General features: G+C 68.7%; 15 protein-coding genes. 13 read left to right on the top strand and 2 right to left on the bottom strand.

Features of this window, described 5'->3' with window-relative positions:
• Window positions 1–6: 6 nt before the first annotated feature.
• From NF556_RS12960 to NF556_RS12950, 3 genes are all read left to right on the top strand, one after another.
• A complete protein-coding gene (locus tag NF556_RS12960) occupies window positions 7–1,998 on the top strand; it encodes a TIGR03960 family B12-binding radical SAM protein (RefSeq protein ID WP_252591342.1) in 1,992 nt (663 codons plus the stop codon).
• A gap of 96 nt (window positions 1,999–2,094) precedes the next feature.
• A complete protein-coding gene (locus NF556_RS12955) occupies window positions 2,095–2,559 on the top strand; it encodes a hypothetical protein (protein ID WP_252591341.1) in 465 nt (154 codons plus the stop codon).
• A gap of 45 nt (window positions 2,560–2,604) precedes the next feature.
• Complete coding sequence (locus tag NF556_RS12950; RefSeq protein WP_252591340.1) at window positions 2,605–2,886, top strand: hypothetical protein; 282 nt, start codon at window positions 2,605–2,607, stop codon at window positions 2,884–2,886.
• Window positions 2,887–3,096: 210 nt separating this feature from the next.
• Here NF556_RS12950 and NF556_RS12945 read toward each other — a convergent pair whose 3' ends face one another.
• Both NF556_RS12945 and serC read right to left on the bottom strand, forming a co-directional pair.
• On the bottom strand, window positions 3,097–4,290 hold the full coding sequence (locus NF556_RS12945) for a phosphoglycerate dehydrogenase (protein WP_252591339.1): 1,194 nt from the start codon (window positions 4,288–4,290) through the stop codon (window positions 3,097–3,099).
• Window positions 4,283–5,362, bottom strand: a complete 1,080-nt coding sequence (gene serC / locus NF556_RS12940) for a 3-phosphoserine/phosphohydroxythreonine transaminase (protein ID WP_252591338.1) — start codon at window positions 5,360–5,362, stop codon at window positions 4,283–4,285. Before serC ends, NF556_RS12945 begins: the two co-directional genes overlap by 8 nt.
• Window positions 5,363–5,539: 177 nt before the next feature.
• Here serC and NF556_RS12935 point away from each other — a divergent pair, with 177 nt between their 5' ends.
• From NF556_RS12935 to NF556_RS12890, 10 genes are all read left to right on the top strand, one after another.
• On the top strand, window positions 5,540–6,259 hold the full coding sequence (locus NF556_RS12935; protein WP_252591337.1) for a TIGR03936 family radical SAM-associated protein: 720 nt from the start codon (window positions 5,540–5,542) through the stop codon (window positions 6,257–6,259).
• 317 nt (window positions 6,260–6,576) lie between these two features.
• Complete coding sequence (locus NF556_RS12930) at window positions 6,577–9,573, top strand: Rne/Rng family ribonuclease (protein WP_252591336.1); 2,997 nt, start codon at window positions 6,577–6,579, stop codon at window positions 9,571–9,573.
• Between the two features lie 136 nt (window positions 9,574–9,709).
• A complete protein-coding gene (gene rplU / locus NF556_RS12925; RefSeq protein WP_252591335.1) occupies window positions 9,710–10,018 on the top strand; it encodes a 50S ribosomal protein L21 in 309 nt (102 codons plus the stop codon).
• 34 nt (window positions 10,019–10,052) lie between these two features.
• A complete protein-coding gene (gene rpmA / locus NF556_RS12920) occupies window positions 10,053–10,328 on the top strand; it encodes a 50S ribosomal protein L27 (RefSeq protein ID WP_252591334.1) in 276 nt (91 codons plus the stop codon).
• Window positions 10,329–10,432: 104 nt separating this feature from the next.
• Complete coding sequence (gene obgE / locus NF556_RS12915) at window positions 10,433–11,944, top strand: GTPase ObgE (protein WP_252591333.1); 1,512 nt, start codon at window positions 10,433–10,435, stop codon at window positions 11,942–11,944.
• Between the two features lie 44 nt (window positions 11,945–11,988).
• Entirely contained in the window at window positions 11,989–13,119 is a 1,131-nt protein-coding gene (proB, locus tag NF556_RS12910) for a glutamate 5-kinase (protein ID WP_252591332.1), read from the top strand.
• A gap of 94 nt (window positions 13,120–13,213) precedes the next feature.
• Window positions 13,214–14,497, top strand: coding sequence for a glutamate-5-semialdehyde dehydrogenase (locus NF556_RS12905; protein WP_252591331.1), 1,284 nt, complete (start codon window positions 13,214–13,216; stop codon window positions 14,495–14,497).
• A gap of 40 nt (window positions 14,498–14,537) precedes the next feature.
• The gene (locus tag NF556_RS12900) at window positions 14,538–15,563 is read left to right on the top strand and encodes an alpha-hydroxy acid oxidase (protein ID WP_252591330.1); all 1,026 of its coding nucleotides are present in this window, start codon (window positions 14,538–14,540) and stop codon (window positions 15,561–15,563) included.
• 133 nt (window positions 15,564–15,696) lie between these two features.
• Window positions 15,697–16,761 carry an SGNH/GDSL hydrolase family protein gene (locus tag NF556_RS12895; protein WP_252591329.1) on the top strand — a complete coding sequence of 355 codons (1,065 nt, stop codon included), beginning with the start codon at window positions 15,697–15,699 and terminating at the stop codon, window positions 16,759–16,761.
• Window positions 16,762–16,948: 187 nt separating this feature from the next.
• Complete coding sequence (locus tag NF556_RS12890) at window positions 16,949–17,806, top strand: DUF3626 domain-containing protein (RefSeq protein WP_252591328.1); 858 nt, start codon at window positions 16,949–16,951, stop codon at window positions 17,804–17,806.
• Window positions 17,807–17,808: the final 2 nt, after the last annotated feature.

Below are 17,808 nucleotides of genomic sequence, written 5' to 3'. Positions count from 1 at the left end.
TGGCTCATGACTGCCACCGAACAGGACCGCACACGTCGGCCCGGGAACACCGCCGGCGACAGCATCTTCCCTGCCCTGGAGCCACTGCTCGAGCAGGTGAGCAAACCCGTGCAGTATGTCGGGGGCGAGCTGAACTCGCAGGTCAAGGACTGGCAGGTGGCCGGCTTCGGACCAGAGGGGCAGGAACTCACCGTGCGGTGGGCGCTGATGTATCCCGACGCCTATGAGATCGGCCTGCCCAACCAGGGCGTGATGATCCTCTATGAGGTCCTCAACGAGCAGCCGGTCGCCCTGGCCGAGCGCACCTACTCGGTGTGGCCCGACCTGGAGGACCTCATGCGCGAGGAGGGCGTGCCGCAGTTCACCGTCGACGGTCACCGGGCGGTCGGCGACTTCGATGTCTTCGGGCTGTCCTTCTCGACCGAGCTGGGTTACACCAACATGCTGACGGCGCTGGACCTGGCCGGCATCCCACTGCACGCGGCCGACCGCACCGACGAGCACCCGATCGTGATCGCCGGTGGTCACGCCGCATTCAACCCCGAGCCGATCGCCGCCTTCCTGGACGCCGCCATCGTCGGTGATGGCGAGGAGGCTGTGCTCGCCGCGACCTCGATCATCGGCGGGTGGAAGGCCGAGGGGAGTCCTGGCGGGCGCGAGGAGGTGCTGCTGCGACTGGCCCGCACCGGCGGTGTCTATGTGCCGGCCTTCTACGACGTGGACTACCTGCCCGACGGCCGCATCCAGCGGGTCGTCCCCAACCGCCCCGGCATCCCGTGGCGGGTCTCCAAGCACACCGTGATGGATCTGGACTCCTGGCCCTATCCCAAGACGCCGCTGGTGCCGGTGACCGAGTCGGTGCACGAGCGGATGAGCGTGGAGATCTTCCGCGGCTGCACCCGCGGCTGCCGCTTCTGCCAGGCGGGCATGATCACCCGGCCGGTGCGCGAGCGCTCGATCGAGGGGATCGGTGCGATGGTGCAGCAGGGGCTGGACTCGACCGGCTATGAGGAGGTCGGCCTGCTCTCGCTGTCCTCGGCCGACCACAGCGAGATCGCCGACGTGGCCAAGGGCCTGGCCGACCGCTATGAGGGCACCAACACCTCGCTGTCGCTGCCCTCGACCCGGGTCGACGCCTTCAACATCGACCTGGCCAACGAGCTGACCCGCAACGGCCGGCGCTCCGGGCTGACGTTTGCCCCCGAGGGCGGCAGCGAGCGGCTGCGCAAGGTCATCAACAAGATGGTCAGCAAGGAGGACCTGATCCGCACGGTCGCCGCGGCCTACGGGGCGGGGTGGCGCCAGGTCAAGCTCTATTTCATGTGCGGGCTGCCCACCGAGACCGACGAGGATGTCCTGGAGATCGCCGAGCTGGCCAAGGAGGTCATCGACACCGGCCGCAAGGTCAGTGGCCGCAAGGACATCCGCTGCACGGTCTCCATCGGTGGGTTCGTGCCGAAGGCGCACACTCCGTTCCAGTGGGCCGCACAGCTGGGGGCGGAGGAGACCGACGCCCGGCTGCTCAAACTGCGCGAGGCCATCCGCGCCGACCGACGCTATGGCTCGGCCATCGGCTTCCGCTATCACGACGGCCAGCCCGGCATCGTCGAGGGACTGTTGTCCCGCGGCGACCGGCGAGTCAGCGGCATCATCGAGGCGGTCTGGCGCGCCGGGAGCCGGTTCGACGGGTGGAGCGAGCACTTCTCCTATGAGCGCTGGATGGCGGCGGGGGAGAGCGGCCTGACCCCGCACGGTCTCGACGTGGACTGGTTCACCACCCGCGAGCGCGGCGAGACCGAGGTGCTGCCCTGGGACCACATCGACTCCGGCCTGGACAAGGAGTGGCTGTGGGACGACTGGCAAGACGCCCTCGACGAGCGTGAGGTGGACGACTGCCGCTGGACGCCGTGCTTCGACTGCGGGGTCTGCCCGCAGATGAACACCGAGATCCAGGTCGGGCCCACCGGCAAGAAGCTGCTCCCGCTCTCTGTGGTCTGAGGCCAGCGGCGACGCGGACACCACCAGAGGCTGGTAGCCGATCACCTTGGGTAACGATCTGCTTCGAGGTATTGACGGGGCTGGCCGGAGGTGGAGGTGCCAGTAGCACCCATCACTGGCACGGTCGAGGACCCGATAGCGCAGGGAAGCGCTCGAGACCTCATCCTCGCCATCGAGTCGATCGAGTGGGAGCTCCCGGGAGCCACCCAGCCTCTTGCTGGAGGTCAGGAGATCCAGGTCAGGTTCTATGACGGGTGGGTTGAGCAGGATGGCGAGCGGCTGCCCCGGGTGTACACGGGACAGGTGAGGCCCGAACCTGACGGTCGGTACCTGATGGTCGTGGCTGAGCCGGCCGATGACAGTCCTGACGGATTCACGGTCCTTGCTGGCAGTGTGGAGCTGGTCGAGGAGAGCTCAGTGGCCTCGGATGAGCCCGAGTTTGATCGGCAGAGCCCACAGCAGGTGGGTGAGACGCTGGCAGCACTGAAGCCCGACGCGGAGACTGCCGGAGAGGACCTGCAGGACCGCATCATCCGGGTGCTGGACATTTACGGGAACTGATCCGGGAACGGATGAACCACCCTCGCCGAGGATGCACGCCTGCCGTTGGCCTACGGACGCATCAGTGAGGGAGACGTCCTGAGCGCCAACACCCCCAACGTGGAGTCTGCCGTCTGGGAGGCGCCGCTCAACCGGTGGCGGATCTCGCTCACCGACGTCAACTTCTTCGGCCCGGACTTCGTGACACAGGCCACGGTCACCGGCGGGACCGGCGACTCGGGTGAGGTCCGGGTCGGCAGCGTGGGCGGAGACCTCCTCTTGGCCACCTATGACTCGGACGGCAACGCGGTCAAGCGTGGGGTGAACTTCACCGTGTATCAGCCCTGAGTCAACCGCAGGTCCAGCGGCTCTCGTGCGATCTGCCGCCGATCAACGTCGATCTCGACGCCCCCGGCCTCCGCACCGATCGAAGCCAACAGGGAACCCACTGCGACACGTTCTGGGGCGTGAGGCATGGAACACCTCCTGGAGTGCTATCAACTGGCAACAACGATAGCGCTTCAGGTTTCGGTGTCCCAGATGTGCGCGGGGTGTGGGTTAGCCGTCGATCTTGCGGGCGCGGATGATGCCGTCGATCGCCAGGATTGACTCCTTGAGGTCGGCAGGAATCGTGCCCTCGACGTCGACCAGGGTGTAGGCGTAGTCACCACGTGCCTTGTTGGTGAACTCGGTGACGTTGAGACCGGCGTCGCCCAGCAGAGCAGTGATCTGCCCGATCATGTTGGGCTTGTTCTCGTTGAAGATGCTCAGCCGGGTGGTGCCCTTCGTGCGGGCCATCACGACCTCGGGGAAGTTGACCGAGTTGCGCATGTTGCCGTGCAGCAGGAAGTCGGAGAGTTGGTCGACCGCCATCACGGCGCAGTTGTCCTCGGCCTCGCCCGTGGAGGCTCCCAGGTGGGGGAGTGCGATGACCCGAGGGTGGACCGCGCCGGCCTCGGAGGGGAAGTCGTTGACATAGGCGTGCAGGTGACCAGAGTCCAGGGCCGCGAGCACGGCCTCCTCGTCGACGACGCCGCCACGGGCGAAGTTGAGCACGACGCTGCCCTCGGCCATCGAGGCGATCCGCTGTGCGTTGACCAGTCCCTTGGTGCCCTCGACGAGCGGCACGTGCAAGGTGATGAAGTCGGAGCTGGCGAACAGCTCCTCGACGCTGGTGACCTGCTCCACCGAGGGGGAGAGCTGCCAGGCGCGCTCGATGGTGATGGCCGGGTCATAGCCCAGGACCTTCATGCCCATGGCCTGGGCGGCGTTGGCCACGAGGACACCGATGGCGCCGAGGCCGATGACACCCAGGGTGCGCCCGGGCAGCTCGAAGCCGGCGAACTGCTTCTTGCCGGCCTCGACGGCCTTGTCGAGGTCCTTGCCCGTGAGCTCCTGGCCGGCGACCAGGTCGCGGGTGTAGTCGGCTGCGTGATAGAGGTTGCGGGCCGCCAGGAGCATGCCGGCGATCACCAACTCCTTGACGGCGTTGGCGTTGGCGCCCGGCGTGTTGAACACGGGGATGCCGAGGGCCGCGAGCTTGTCGACCGGGATGTTGTTGGTCCCGGCGCCCGCGCGGGCCACGGCATACAGGCTGGAGGGCACCTCGTAGGAGTGCAGGTCGGCCGAGCGGAGCAGGATCGCCCGCGGGTCGGTGAACTCGGTGCCGAGGTCGAAGACCTCACGGTCGAGGCGGTTCAGCCCCAGCGGCGAGATGGCGTTGAGGGTCTGGATGCGGAAGGTCTCAGGCATGGGTGCGCTCAAACTCCTTGAGGAAATCAACCAGGGCCTCAACCGACTCCTGGGAGGTGGCGTTGTAGATGCTGGCGCGCATGCCGCCCACGGAGCGGTGCCCGGCCAGGTTGGTCAGCCCGGCGGCGTCGGCCTGGGCCAGGAACTCCTTGTCCAGGTCGGCGTTGGCCAGCAGGAAGGGGACGTTCATCCAGGACCGTGAACCCGGCTCGACGGGGTTGGAGTAGAAGTCCAGGGTGTCGATCGCGTCATAGAGGGTGCGAGCCTTGCGCTCGTTGCGCTCGGCCATGCCGGTCAGACCGCCGTTGTCGCGGATCCACTCCAGGTTCAGGCCGAGCAGATACCAGCCGAAGGTCGGCGGGGTGTTGAGCATCGAGTCGGCGCCACCCATCGCGGCGTAGTCGAGCACGGACGGGGTCTCGGGGCGAGCCGTGCCGACCAGATCGTCGCGGACGATGACAACGGTGATGCCAGAGGGGCCGAGGTTCTTCTGGGCACCGGCATAGATCAGACCAAACTTCGACACGTCGATCGGCCGGGACATGATCGTGGAGGAGAAGTCGGCCACGAGCGGCACGTCACCGGTCTCGGGCACATAGCCGAACTCCACGCCGCCGATGGTCTCGTTGGCGGTGTAGTGCAGGTAGGCCGCGCCCGGGCTGACCGAGATCGACTCTGCCGCAGGCGTGGTCGAGTAGTTGGAGGCCTTTTCGTCAGCGAGGACGTTGACCTGGACATACTTCCCGGCCTCGGCGATCGCCTTCTTGGACCAGGACCCGGTGTTGAGATAGTCGGCGCTCGCGCCCGACGCGGTGAGGTTCATCGGGATGGCCGCGAACTGGCCGGTCGCCCCGCCCTGCAGGAAGAGCACGGTGTAACCCTCGGGCACCCCGAGCAGCTCGCGCAGCAGCGCCTCGGACTCGGACGCCACGGCCACAAAATCCTTGCTGCGGTGACTGATCTCCATCACGGACATGCCCAGCCCGTTGAAGTCGGTGAGCTCGGACTGCGCGCGCTCGAGCACCTCGAGCGGCAGGGCAGCTGGGCCGGCGGCAAAGTTGTGGACACGCACTGGGAGGGCCTCCATAAGTGGTGGGGCAGTGGCAAGGCGGTCGCGACGCTCCATTGAGTGCGGCCAGCAACATCTGGATGCGCCGACTGTACGACCTCGGCAGGGCTCGCCGACAGTCACCCCGTTATGGAGTTCGCCACACCAGCCTATGAACGGATCGTGGTTAGTCTGCGTGCCATGGCAGCAGCGCGACGCGTCCCCGAGGGCCCAACCCCAGATCCCGCGGTCCAGAAACTGCGGGTGCGCTATGCCAAGCGCGGTCGGATGCGGTTCACCTCCAGCCGTGACTTCCAGCGGGCCCTGGAGCGTGCCCTGCGCCTGGCACAGATCCCGATGGCCTACTCCGCCGGGTTCCACCCGCACCCCAAGATCAGCTATGCCAACGCCGCCCCGACCGGCGTGGCATCAGAGGCGGAGTATGTCGAGTTGTCAGTCACCCGTGAAGTGGACCCCGTGGGGGTCAGGTCGGCACTGACTGCCTCCCTGCCGGAGGGCCTGGACATCGTGGAGGTGCAGGTGGCCCAGGCTGGGGCGCTGGCGGATCGACTCGCGGCGAGTCGGTGGCAGATGGTCTTTCCCGGCCTGGAGGTGGCCGCGCTGCGGCAGGCACTCGAGACGTTCCTGGCCCGGGACAGCGTCGAGGTCACCCGGGTGATGAAGCAGGGGCCACGAGCCATCGATGTGCGCGGACCGGTGGTTGCTGCCGAGGTGACCGACGCCCCGGGGGCAGCTGTGCTCCTGCTCACCGTTCGGCATACGACCCCGACGGTGCGGCCGGCGGAGCTGTGGAGCGCGCTGGGTGAGGTGAGTGGGCAGGGCCTGCCGCGTCCCACCAGCACCCGACTCGCCCAGGGGCCGCTGGGGGAGGCCGACGCGGTGCTCGACCCGTTGGCCTAGACCGTGAATGGCCCCACCTGTGAGATAGTGGCCGTGGTTGTGCGACCGGCCACACCAGCCGCCCAACCCGACAGGACCTCCCGCAGTGCGGCCCGAAGAGCCGGCACGCGAGTGTGCGGCCCACGTGAACCACTCGGGGCTACACACGGGTTTTGGTCGGCGCCGCCTCGGTGACGCGCGAAGTGCGCGAGCCGTCCGGCGTAACCAGGACGACTTCCGTCCGGTCGGCATCCGCCGGCCCGACGACGCAACCCGCGCTCAGCGGGAGTGGACCCACGGGTCCGGTGTGGACTCCTCGCGAGCCACGAGAGGAAGCCATGGCCTCCATGGACCAGAGCCCCGACACGCCCGGCGAAACAGCAGGGGACTCAGCACCGACCGGCGGAGCCACCGCCTTTGGTGCCCTGTTCTCCCACGAGGAGAGCGCTGTGCCCGCGGCCACTGTGAAGAAGACCGCCGCCCGCAAGGCCACCAAGAGCGCCACCAAGACGGCTGCCGCCAAGACGGCCGCCAAGACCGCGACCAAGAAGTCGACGGCCAAGAAGACCAGCGCGCGCAAGAGCACCGCCCGGGCCAAAGCGGCAGATGAAGCGGTCGAGGAGCTCCTGGACGCGGGAGTCGGCACGAGCGCAGGCGACGCCGGGGGCCAGTCTGGTGAGCAGGCGAGCCCGGACGTGACCGAGCCCGCGCAGGGCGAGTCCGCGAAGAACGAGCCCGTGGAGCAGGGGCCTGCAAAGACCGAGCCCGCGAAGGACGAGTCGGCGAAGAACGAGCCCGTGGAGGACGACGAGGACGCGGAGGACGCCGAGGAGCAGTCGGCACCGGCCGGTGCAGGCTCCCCGTTCGGCATGCTCTTCCAGGCGCCTGACCTCAGTGCGGTCCCGGCCCGGCCGGCGCGTCGTGCCCCGGCCCAGCCGGCGCAGGACACGGACGAGGTCGAGGAGTCGGGGGCCCCGGAGCGGCCGTCGCGCCAGCGCACGCGCCGTCCCGTCCGGGGCGGACAGACCTCCGAGCAGACCTCCGGCCAGGACAACTCCCAGGACCGTGCGGACAGCGGGGACAGCCAGGCCAAGGCCTCGCCGGACCAGGACCAGAATCACCAGCAGGACGACGACCACGACGACCAGGACGACGGTGAGGGCAACAACGCTCGGCGTCGGCGCCGCCGTGGCGGCAAGGGCCGACGAGGCCGCGGGAGCGCCGGAGATGACTCTGGCGACACCGACGGTCCCGACACCACCGCGACGGACTCCACAAACGGATCCGACACCGCCTCCAGTGACGCTGACGGAACGGATGCGGAGACCTCGGGTGGCACGGTGCGTCGTCGCCGACGCAGCAACCGCCGCGGCGAGGACGGCGAGGCTCGTGAGTCACGGCGCGCCCGTGAGGAGGTCACTGGAGTGCGGGGCTCGACCCGCCTGGAGGCCAAGCGGCAACGCCGCCGCGAGGGACGCGAGGCCGGTCGTCGCCGCACCATCATCACCGAGGCCGAGTTCCTGGCCCGTCGCGAGAGCGTCGAGCGCACCATGGTGGTGCGCGGTCACGACGACCGCACCCAGATCGGCGTTCTCGAGGACGGCGTGCTGGTCGAGCACTACGTCTCGCGGGCCACGCAGACCACGATGGTCGGCAACGTCTATCTCGGCCGTGTCCAGAATGTGCTGCCCAGCATGGAGGCCGCCTTTGTCGACATCGGCAAGGGCCGCAACGCCGTGCTCTATGCCGGTGAGGTCAACTGGGACGCTGCCGGCCTGGACAACAACCAGCCCAAGCGCATCGAGAACGCGCTGAAGTCCGGAGACTCGGTGCTGGTGCAGGTCACCAAGGACCCCATTGGCCACAAGGGGGCCCGGCTGACGTCCCAGATCTCCCTTCCGGGGCGTTACCTGGTGCTCGTGCCGGGCAACTCGATGACCGGCATCTCGCGCAAGCTCCCGGACACCGAGCGAGCACGCCTGAAGAAGATCCTCAAGGAGGTCGTCCCGGAGGGGGCTGGCGTCATCGTCCGCACCGCGGCCGAGGGAGCCAGCGAGGCGGAGCTGCGCGCCGATGTCGAGCGCCTGACCGGCATGTGGGACCGCATCCAGGGCAAGCAGAAGGGTGCCAATGCCCCGGCGCTCCTCCACGGTGAACCCGACATGACCGTCCGGGTCATCCGCGACGTCTTCAACGAGGACTTCGCCAAGGTCGTCGTGGCCGGGGAACAGGCGTGGACCGAGGTCAGCGACTATCTCGGTGACGTCGCACCCGACCTGGCCGACCGGCTGGAGAAGTGGACCGGCACGCAGGACGTGTTCAGCCACTACCGCGTCACCGAGGCGCTGGCCAAGGCCATGGACCGCAAGGTGTGGCTGCCCTCGGGTGGCTCGCTGGTGATCGACCGCACCGAGGCGATGACTGTCGTCGACGTCAACACGGGCAAGTTTGTTGGCTCCGGCGGCAACCTCGAGGAGACGGTCACCAAGAACAACATCGAGGCGGCCGAGGAGATCGTTCGCCAGCTGCGGCTGCGCGACATCGGCGGCATCATCGTCATCGACTTCATCGACATGGTGCTGGAGAGCAATCGTGACCTCGTTGTCCGTCGCCTCCTGGAGTGCCTGGGCCGCGACCGCACGAAGCACCAGGTGGCAGAGGTGACGTCACTGGGGCTGGTCCAGATGACCCGCAAGCGGGTCGGCGCCGGGCTGATCGAGGTCTTCTCCGAGCAGTGCGTCCACTGCAACGGCCGCGGCATCCTGGTCCAGTCCGAGCCGATTGACAAGTCTGAGGGCCACGGTCACCAGCACGGTGGCGGCTCTGGCGGCAACGGTGGCAGCTCTGGTGGTGGCCGCCGCGGTCGTGGCCGCTCCGGCAATGGGGGCGACGGCGGCTCGAGCACCAGTGCTCCGACGCGTCCGACCCCGGCTCCCGGTGGCCCCACGCCGGCGCAGATCGCTGCCGCCGCGCACGCCGCCGCGATCGCTGGCTCTGCCCAGCCACAGGACGACGCCGCGCCGGAGGAGTCCTCGCCAGCGGCGACCCAGGCCAGCGGTGAGCGGTCAGCAGAGCCGACCACTCCGCATACGGCACAGGCCGTTGCCCAGCCCGAGCCGCAGGAGTCTGTTGCCCCGGCGGAGTCGCGGGAGGCCGTTGTCAGGGCCGAGCCGAAGCAGGCAGCAGAACCTCAGCCAGCGGTCACCCCTGAGCCTGCGGTGGCACCGCGTCCGCGTCGTCGACGTGGCCGCGTGGTGGCCCCCGCTGGCCCTCCCGGTGGGGTGGAGACCGACGCCGAGTCGGACGCCGCGACACCCGCGAGTGACAACAGCTAGTGAGTTTGTCTCCGGGCCGGGAAGCGGGGTAGGCTAGACCCTCGGTGCGCCGCGTCGGCGCTATCGGGGTGTGTCACCCCGCTCCCGGGTCCGGCTTGTCCGACCCCAACCAAGATCTGCAGGAAGTGAGTTGAACGTGTACGCGATCGTCCGCGCTGGCGGCCGCCAGGAGAAGGTCTCCGTCGGCGACGTCCTCATCATCGACAAGGTGAGCGGCGAGGCCGGCGATGCCGTCGAGCTCACTCCGCTGATGATTGTCGACGGCACCACCGTCACCACCGATGGCGATGCCCTGGCCAAGGTCAAGGTCACCGCTGAGGTGGTCAAGGCGGCCAAGGGGCCCAAGATTGTCATCCAGAAATACAAGAACAAGACCGGCTACAAGAAGCGGCAGGGCCACCGCCAGCCGCTGACCCAGGTCAAGATCACCGCGATCGACGCCTGAGCGGCGACGAGCAACCCTTACGGAGGAATGACAGATGGCAACCAAGAAGGGTGCGTCCTCGACCAAGAACGGTCGCGATTCAAACGCACAGCGTCTCGGCGTCAAGCGGTTCGGCGGCCAGGTCGTCAGCGCCGGTGAGATCATCGTCCGCCAGCGTGGCACGCACTTCCACCCCGGTGTGGGCGTCGGCCGCGGCAAGGACGACACGCTGTTCGCGCTGACCCCAGGCACCGTCGAGTTCGGCGCCAAGGGCGGCCGCAAGGTCATCAACATCGTGATGGCGGAGCAGCCCGTCGACCAGCCCGCCTGAGGCGAGCACACGACACACTCCGGACGCCGGTGCGTTGCCTGAGGGCAACCACCGGCGTTCTGGCATTTCAGCACCTGGGGCCCAGCCCCTGAGAGGATCAGCCCATGGCCAGCTTCGTGGACCGCGTCATCCTGCACCTGTCCGCCGGCAACGGTGGGCACGGGGTGGCCTCCGTGCACCGGGAGAAGTTCAAGCCACTGGGGGGCCCAGACGGGGGCAACGGGGGCCGCGGCGGCAACATCATCTTCCGTGTCGACCCGCAGATCACCACCCTGCTGGAGTATCACCACGGACCGCACCGCACAGCGCCCAACGGGCGACCCGGTGAGGGTGGGGAACGCAATGGTGCCCAGGGGGCTGACCTGGTGCTGGCGGTCCCGGACGGCACGGTCCTGTGCACGCGTGACGGAGAGGTCCTGGCCGACATGGTCGGCGCGGGGACGGAATATGTTGCGGCTCAGGGTGGGCGCGGCGGTCTGGGCAACAAGGCGCTGGCGAGTCAGCGGCGCAAGGCCCCCGGCTTCGCCCTCAAGGGTGTGCCCGGCGAGACCCGCGAGGTGGTCCTCGAGCTGAAGGTGCTGGCTGACGTGGCGCTGATCGGGTTCCCGTCCGCAGGGAAGTCCAGCCTGGTGTCCGTGCTGTCCGCCGCTCGACCCAAGATCGCGGACTACCCGTTCACCACGTTGGTGCCCAACCTGGGTGTGGTCACCGCAGGTGGCGAGCGGTTCACCGTCGCCGACGTGCCCGGACTCATCCCCGGTGCCTCGGAGGGCAAGGGCCTGGGGCTGCGCTTCCTGCGCCACGTCGAGCGCTGCCATGTGCTCGTCCATGTCATCGACTGCGCCACCCTGGAGCCCGGTCGCGACCCGCTGTCGGATCTGGACGCCATCGAGCACGAGCTCGCAGAGTATGTGCCCGACGCCTCCCTGGGTGGCATGCCGCTGGCCGAGCGGGTGCGGATGGTCGTGCTCAACAAGGCGGATGTGCCCGAGGCTCGGGAGCTGGCCGAGATGGTCAAGCCCGACCTGGAGGCCCGTGGGCTCGAGGTCCACATCATCTCCGCCGTCGCGCACACCGGCCTGAAGGAGCTGACCTTTGCCCTGGCCCGGGCCGTGGCACAGGCGCGGGCTGAGCACATCGTCATCGAGCCCGCCCGCACGATCGTGCGGCCCAAGGCGATCGATGACTCCCAGTTCCAGATCCGCCGCTCGGAGACTGATGAGGGCGTCGTCTTCCAGGTCATCGGTGAGCGTCCCACGCGCTGGGTGCGCCAGACCGACTTCGCCAACGACGAGGCCGTGGGCTATCTCGCCGAGCGCCTCAACCGGCTCGGCGTCGAGGAGGAGCTGCTCAAGGCCGGAGCGGTCACCGGCTCCACCGTCCTGATCGGCCCAGAGGACGACGCGGTCGTCTTCGACTGGCAGCCCACGATCTCTGCGGGGGCCGAGTTGCTCGGACAGCGCGGGACCGACATTCGCCTCGAGGACCGACACCGTCCGACACGCGGAGAGAAGCGCGAGTCCTTCCACGGCAAGATGGATGCTGCCGCCGCAGCCCGCGCCGAGCTGGACAAGGACCGGCGTGCCGGCGTGTGGACCGATCCCGACGACGCGTAGCGGCTGATGTATGAACATGCATCGAAGTGGATTAGTATGCTGTCATGTCAGAGCCTCACAATGCGATCCGGGACGCGCGTCGCATTGTCGTCAAGATCGGCTCCTCCTCGATCACGGCACCGCAGGGTGGCATCGATAACTATCGCCTCCAGGCCCTCAGCGGCCTCATCGCCAAGCGCTGGTTGTCCGGCGACCAGGTCATTCTCGTCTCCTCGGGGGCGATCGCCGCTGGGATGACCCCGCTGGGTCTGACCAGGCGGCCCAAGGACCTGGCGACCCAGCAGGCCGCGGCCAGCGCGGGGCAGGGCGGCCTGGTTGCGGCCTACACCACGGCTTTCCGGCTGCACGGACTCAACACCGGTCAGGTGTTGCTCACCGCAGATGACATGCACCGTCGCTCGCACTATGTGAACGCCAGCCGGACCCTGGAGAAGCTCCTCGAGCTCGAGATCGTCCCGATCATCAACGAGAACGACACCGTCGCCACCGACGAGATCCGCTTTGGCGACAATGACCGGTTGGCCGCCCTGGTGGCGCACCTGGTCGATGCCGACGCGCTGATCCTGCTCACCGATGTCGACGCCCTCTATGACGGGCACCCACGCCTGCCCGGCACCTCCCGCATCCCCGTGGTGACCTCCATGGAACAGATTGCCGACATCGACATCTCCGCGACCGGCTCGGCCGTCGGCACCGGCGGCATGGTGACCAAGGTCGCCGCCGCCCAGCTCGCCACCGCCGAGGGCATCACGGTCGTCCTGACCTCTGCCGACCAGGCCGCGCAGGCCCTGGCCGGAGAGGACGTGGGCACGGTCTTCGCGCCCACCGGCCGCAAGCGCCGGGCGCGCAGCCGGTGGCTGGCGCACGCGAGCAACGTCAATGGCCGGCTCGTCCTGGACGCGGGGGCCGTCGAGGCTGTCGTCCAGCGGCAGACCTCGCTGCTGCCGGTCGGGGTGACCCGGGTGGACGGCGTCTTCAGGTCGGGCGACACCGTGGATCTGGTGGACCCCGACGGCAACACCGTGGCGCGGGGCCTGGTGGGCTATGACTCGGCTGATCTGACCAAACTCGTGGGACACCGACTCGAGAATGCGACCGCCAGTGCACGCAGCCGCGGACGGCTCACACCCTCGCCACGCACCGTCGTCCGCCGCGACGACCTGGTGGTCCTGTAGCCAACGATGTCGGATCCCAGACCACCACGGGCAACTGCTTGCCTCACCCGTCCACACCCGTCCAGCTGTCCCCACGAAGTGATCGGAGAACGCCATGGCGCAGGCCATTGACCCCCAGGTCGTGGACTACGTCCACGACATCGCCCGCTCGGCTCGGCTGGCCTCGCGCGAGCTGGCCCTGCTGACCCGCGGGCAGAAGGACGCTGCCCTCCTCAGCCTGGCTGACGCCCTGGAGTCTGGCGCCTCTCAGGTCGTGGCGGCCAACAGCGAGGATGTTGAGCGCGAGCGTGCCGGTGGCATGGCGGAGGGCCTGATCGACCGGCTCACCCTGACCCCGGAGCGAGTCAGTGCGGTGGCGCAGGCCCTGCGCGATGTCGCGGCCCTGCCCGACCCCGTCGGTGAGGTGGTCCGCGGCTCCACCCTGGCCAATGGGCTGACGATCCGCCAGGTCCGGGTGCCGATGGGTGTGATCGGGATGATCTATGAAGCTCGTCCCAACGTGACGGTCGACGCGGCGGGCCTGGGCCTCAAGTCCGGCAATGCCGTCATCCTGCGGGGTGGCTCTGCTGCGAGCGCCACCAACGAGGCGCTCGTCGGCATCCTCCGGGCCGCTCTGACGGCTCAGGGCCTGCCGGCCGATGCGATCAATCTGCTCAGTGAGGGCGGTCGGGATGCCGGCCGCGCGCTGATGACTGCCCGCGGACTGGTCGACCTGGTCATCCCGCGTGGGGGAGCGAGCCTGATCCAGACGGTGGTCACCGAATCGACCGTGCCGGTCATTGAGACCGGGGTGGGCAACTGCCACGTCTATGTCGACGCAGGGGCAGACCTGTCAACCGCCCTGGCGATCACGGTCAACTCCAAGACCCATCGGCCCAGTGTCTGCAACGCTGCCGAGTCGCTGCTGGTGCACGAGAGCGTCGCGGCCGACTTCCTGCCCAAGGCCCTGGCCGAGCTGGCCGGCGCCGGCGTCGTCCTGCACACCGACCAGCGGGCGGGGGAGTTCGCCGACACGGCCGGGGTCGAGCACGATGCCGCCACCGACGAGCACTTCGCGACGGAGTTCCTCGCCCTGGAGATGAGCGTCGCCGTGGTCGACGACCTTGACGCAGCGCTCGGCCACGTGCAGCAGTTCACCTCAGGGCACACCGAGGCGATCGTCACCGAGGACCGTGCCGCGGCGCGACGCTGGGTCAACGAGGTGGACGCAGCGGCCGTCATGGTCAACGCCTCGACCCGCTTCACCGACGGTGGCGAGTTCGGCTTTGGTGCGGAGATCGGCATCTCCACCCAGAAGTTGCACGCGCGCGGCCCGATGGCGCTGCCCGAGCTGACGACCACCAAGTGGGTCGTGGAGGGCGACGGCCAGATCCGCTGAGCCGACGGAGCCGCGGCGGGATCGGCCTAGACTGCGGCGCATGTGCGGACGATGGCTCGATGCGCTGGAGGGTCGGGCCGCTGAGGCGCTGCCCGCTTCGGTGCACCGCTACATCCGACAGGGGTCCCGGGACGGTGTGAGTGCTGCAGAGGCAGTGACCGCGTGGCGCGACCTCCGTTTCCGGCCTCACGTGCTCACCGACGTCACGCACGTGCAGACCGCCGTGACACTTCTCGGGACACCGGTCTCCGCGCCCATCGCGGTGGCCCCGTCCACCTTCCAGAAGGCCGTTCACCCCGACGGGGAGCTGGCCATGGCAACAGCAACCCGGGATGCTGGCTCTCTCCTTGTGGTTTCGAGCAATGCGGGCACGCCGTTCGCCGACATCGGTGCCACCGGGGTGCCGTGGTGGCTGCAGATCTACCTCCCAGCCGACCGATCCCTTGCACTGCCGACACTGGAGCGTGCAGCGTCCGCCGGAGCACGTGCGCTCGTGCTGACCGTCGACACGCCCGTGGTGGGCACCAAGCACGACAACGGCCCCACCATCTGGGAGGAGACCGATCCGGCGCTTCTGCGCGTGAACTTCGAGGAGGACACCCATGACCTGCCAGGTTTCGCCAAGGCCACCGACCTCGGTCCACGTGACATCGCGTGGTTGCACGACCGCACCGGACTGCCGGTCGTCGTCAAGGGCGTGCTGCGCGGAGACGACGCCGTGCGCAGTGTGGAGGCGGGAGCCGCGGCCGTCTGGGTCTCCAATCACGGTGGGCGACAACTCGATCGCAGCATCTCGACGGCACACGCCCTTCCTGCGGTCGTGGAGGCCATCGGGGCGCGGGCCGAGGTGTATGTGGACGGGGGTCTGCGCACTGGCCTTGACGTCCTGTCGGCGCTCACCCTCGGAGCACGCGCCACCTTCCTCGGCCGGCTTCCGTTGTGGGCCCTCGTGGAGGGGTCGGCTGCTGTGCTGCGCATGCACAAGGAGCTCCGGGAGGAGCTGGTCGAGTCGATGCGGTTAGCGGGCGTCACCGATCTCGCGGCAGCCGGCACGCTGCGGGACTGACGATGGCCCGGAGATCCTCCCGCGGGGCAGGGGAGGCCAGAGAAGGATTAAAGAGTTGCCCATCCTCTGGCCAAACTTGTTACCGACCGGTTGTGGTCCGTGTCGCGGGGGGACCATGCTCCCAAGGGTGGACATGACACGAAGCCGCCCGCTCACCCTCCTCACTGTCGTCCCCGCCGGGCTTGTCCTGGCGCTGACCGGCACCGTCCCCGCCCAGGCCGATGACACGGCATACGTCGCTCTGGGGGACTCCTTCTCAGCTGGCACCGGCACCCGGGCCTCGACCGATGACTGCTATCGCTCGCCCTACGGCTATCCGGCCCTGATCGCCCAGTCCCAGGGCCTGGCCCTGGACTACCAGGCCTGCAGTGGGGCCACGACCGCCGACGTCCTGAACAACCAGGTCGGCGCCCTCTCCGCAGACACCGACCTGGTCACCATGACCATCGGCGGCAACGACCTGGGGTTCGCCGACGTGATCACCGAGTGCGCCCTGCCCGGCTGGCTGTCCGACTGCGACGGCGCCATCGCGGACGGCCGCGCCGTCCTGAAGGGCCAGCTGCCGGGCCGCTATGACAACGTGCTGGCCGCCATCGACTCCGGTGCACCCAATGCGGACGTGCGCATCGCCGGCTATCCGCACCTGTTCAACGGTGAGGACTGCAACCTGGCGACCTTCTTCTCGGGCTCTGAGATGAGCCAGCTCAACGCCGCCACGGACGAGTTGGACGCGCTCGTCGAGGCCAAGACGACCGCGGCCGGGCACACCTACGTCGACCCGCGCGGCGCCTTTGACGGGCACGCCGTCTGCGATGACGCCGAGTGGGTCAACGGGCTGAGCTGGCCGATCGTGGAGTCCTTCCACCCCAACCGCGACGGCAACATCGCCTATGCCGACCTGTTCTCGGCTGGTGCCGGGTCCGCGGCCGCGACGTCCGTGCCGCCCGAGAGCCGGAGCCAGGGGTTCCAGTCCTCCATCGACCAGCGGGCCGATGCCGTCCTGAACATGGATCTGACGAGCCCGGACAACCTGCGGGCAGCCGAGGCAGCTGGCGTCTCCCCGGAGCGGCTCACCGCCCTGGTCGAGCAGTTGCGCTCCGGCGACGACGCCGTGGTGGCGGACGCACTCGCCGACCTGGCCCGCCTGGACAAGCAGCACGAGCGGCTCGAGGCCCGCGCCGGCGTGATCACGCGCTGATCCAGCTTGGGCCTCCAGCCGGAGGCGTTCGATCCAGCGGGAGGACTCCGCCCCAGGCCGAGCACCCAAACAGGCAAAGTGAGCTGAGCGCTCGGACCTCGGGTCGTTGACCTGCAGTGATGCGCGCAAGCGAGTGACGTTGCCGGTTTGGGTGCCCGTGCCATGGCTCCCTGACTACGGTGGGCAAATGTCCCGTCCGCGCGCCGTCGAGATCGTCGAGGCACGCGCGGACGGGCCACCTCTGGACCGGGCGCTGCGGATCACCATCCACTTCCACCCCGGCCGGGTCACCAACGGTCGCACCGTGCTGGAGCACCTTGTCACCGACCGGAGCTATCGCACGCAGTTCGAAACAGGCACCAGCAACGGTGGCCTCACTGCGCACCCCGGCGGGGACCGGTGGCGCTGGGAGCACCGCATGTTTGCCGGGACGTATGACGAGGCGCCCGCCGCAGCCCGGCCACGGTATGGCGCGCTCAACCACCGGCGTCGTCGCGTTGGCGCAGCGCCCCGGTTTGGCTCTGCCCACCTGAGGCTGACCGCCCCTGTGCTGGGCAGGGCGACCTTCTGCTTCCCGGACTCGGTGTTCGAACCGACCGCTCTCGCGACTGCTGATCGGTTCGGGTTGTGGCCCCTGGTCGAGGAGTTCGAGAGGCTTCAGCGGGATGACCGGCGGGAGCGGGCCGAGGGCGGACTGTTGGACGACTACGTCGAGGCGCACGTTCACGGCGGCCTCGACCTGGACACCGACGTCGAGGCACTGGTGCTCGACCCCGCGCACCGCGGGACCGAGCTCGAGCGGACCGCTGACCGACTGGGAGTGGCCGTCGAGTGGCACGGCGGCTTCCGGGTGCACGTCGACACGCTCGCCCAGCATCCGCACTTCCGCGGCCCCGAGGTCGTGGGCCTGGCACATCAGGTGGCACAGGATGGATGGCTGGATCCGGTGATCCTCGACAGAGCGCGAGGTCAGGGCAGGCACGACCCGCAGCAGCTGAAGCTGCTGTGGCACTGCGTCGCGCGCTTTGGCAGCGACTGGAGATGACC

This window comes from Ornithinimicrobium faecis (assembly GCF_023923225.1).
GTDB lineage: Bacteria > Actinomycetota > Actinomycetes > Actinomycetales > Dermatophilaceae > Ornithinicoccus > Ornithinicoccus faecis.
Note: the sequence above shows the minus strand (reverse complement) of the source record. Positions and strands in the feature narration are given on the sequence as shown.

Bases quoted from the DNA above. Each gene is read 5' to 3' on its own strand.
- NF556_RS12935 (WP_252591337.1), top strand. From the start codon at position 5,540: ATGGCAGCAGCGCGACGCGTCCCCGAGGGCCCAACCCCAGATCCCGCG.
- NF556_RS12895 (WP_252591329.1), top strand. From the start codon at position 15,697: ATGACACGAAGCCGCCCGCTCACCCTCCTCACTGTCGTCCCCGCCGGG.
- rpmA (WP_252591334.1), top strand. From the start codon at position 10,053: ATGGCAACCAAGAAGGGTGCGTCCTCGACCAAGAACGGTCGCGATTCA.
- NF556_RS12900 (WP_252591330.1), top strand. From the start codon at position 14,538: ATGTGCGGACGATGGCTCGATGCGCTGGAGGGTCGGGCCGCTGAGGCG.
- proB (WP_252591332.1), top strand. From the start codon at position 11,989: ATGTCAGAGCCTCACAATGCGATCCGGGACGCGCGTCGCATTGTCGTC.
- NF556_RS12960 (WP_252591342.1), top strand. From the start codon at position 7: ATGACTGCCACCGAACAGGACCGCACACGTCGGCCCGGGAACACCGCC.
- NF556_RS12890 (WP_252591328.1), top strand. From the start codon at position 16,949: ATGTCCCGTCCGCGCGCCGTCGAGATCGTCGAGGCACGCGCGGACGGG.
- NF556_RS12930 (WP_252591336.1), top strand. From the start codon at position 6,577: ATGGCCTCCATGGACCAGAGCCCCGACACGCCCGGCGAAACAGCAGGG.
- NF556_RS12905 (WP_252591331.1), top strand. From the start codon at position 13,214: ATGGCGCAGGCCATTGACCCCCAGGTCGTGGACTACGTCCACGACATC.
- NF556_RS12945 (WP_252591339.1), bottom strand. From the start codon at position 4,290: ATGCCTGAGACCTTCCGCATCCAGACCCTCAACGCCATCTCGCCGCTG.
- obgE (WP_252591333.1), top strand. From the start codon at position 10,433: ATGGCCAGCTTCGTGGACCGCGTCATCCTGCACCTGTCCGCCGGCAAC.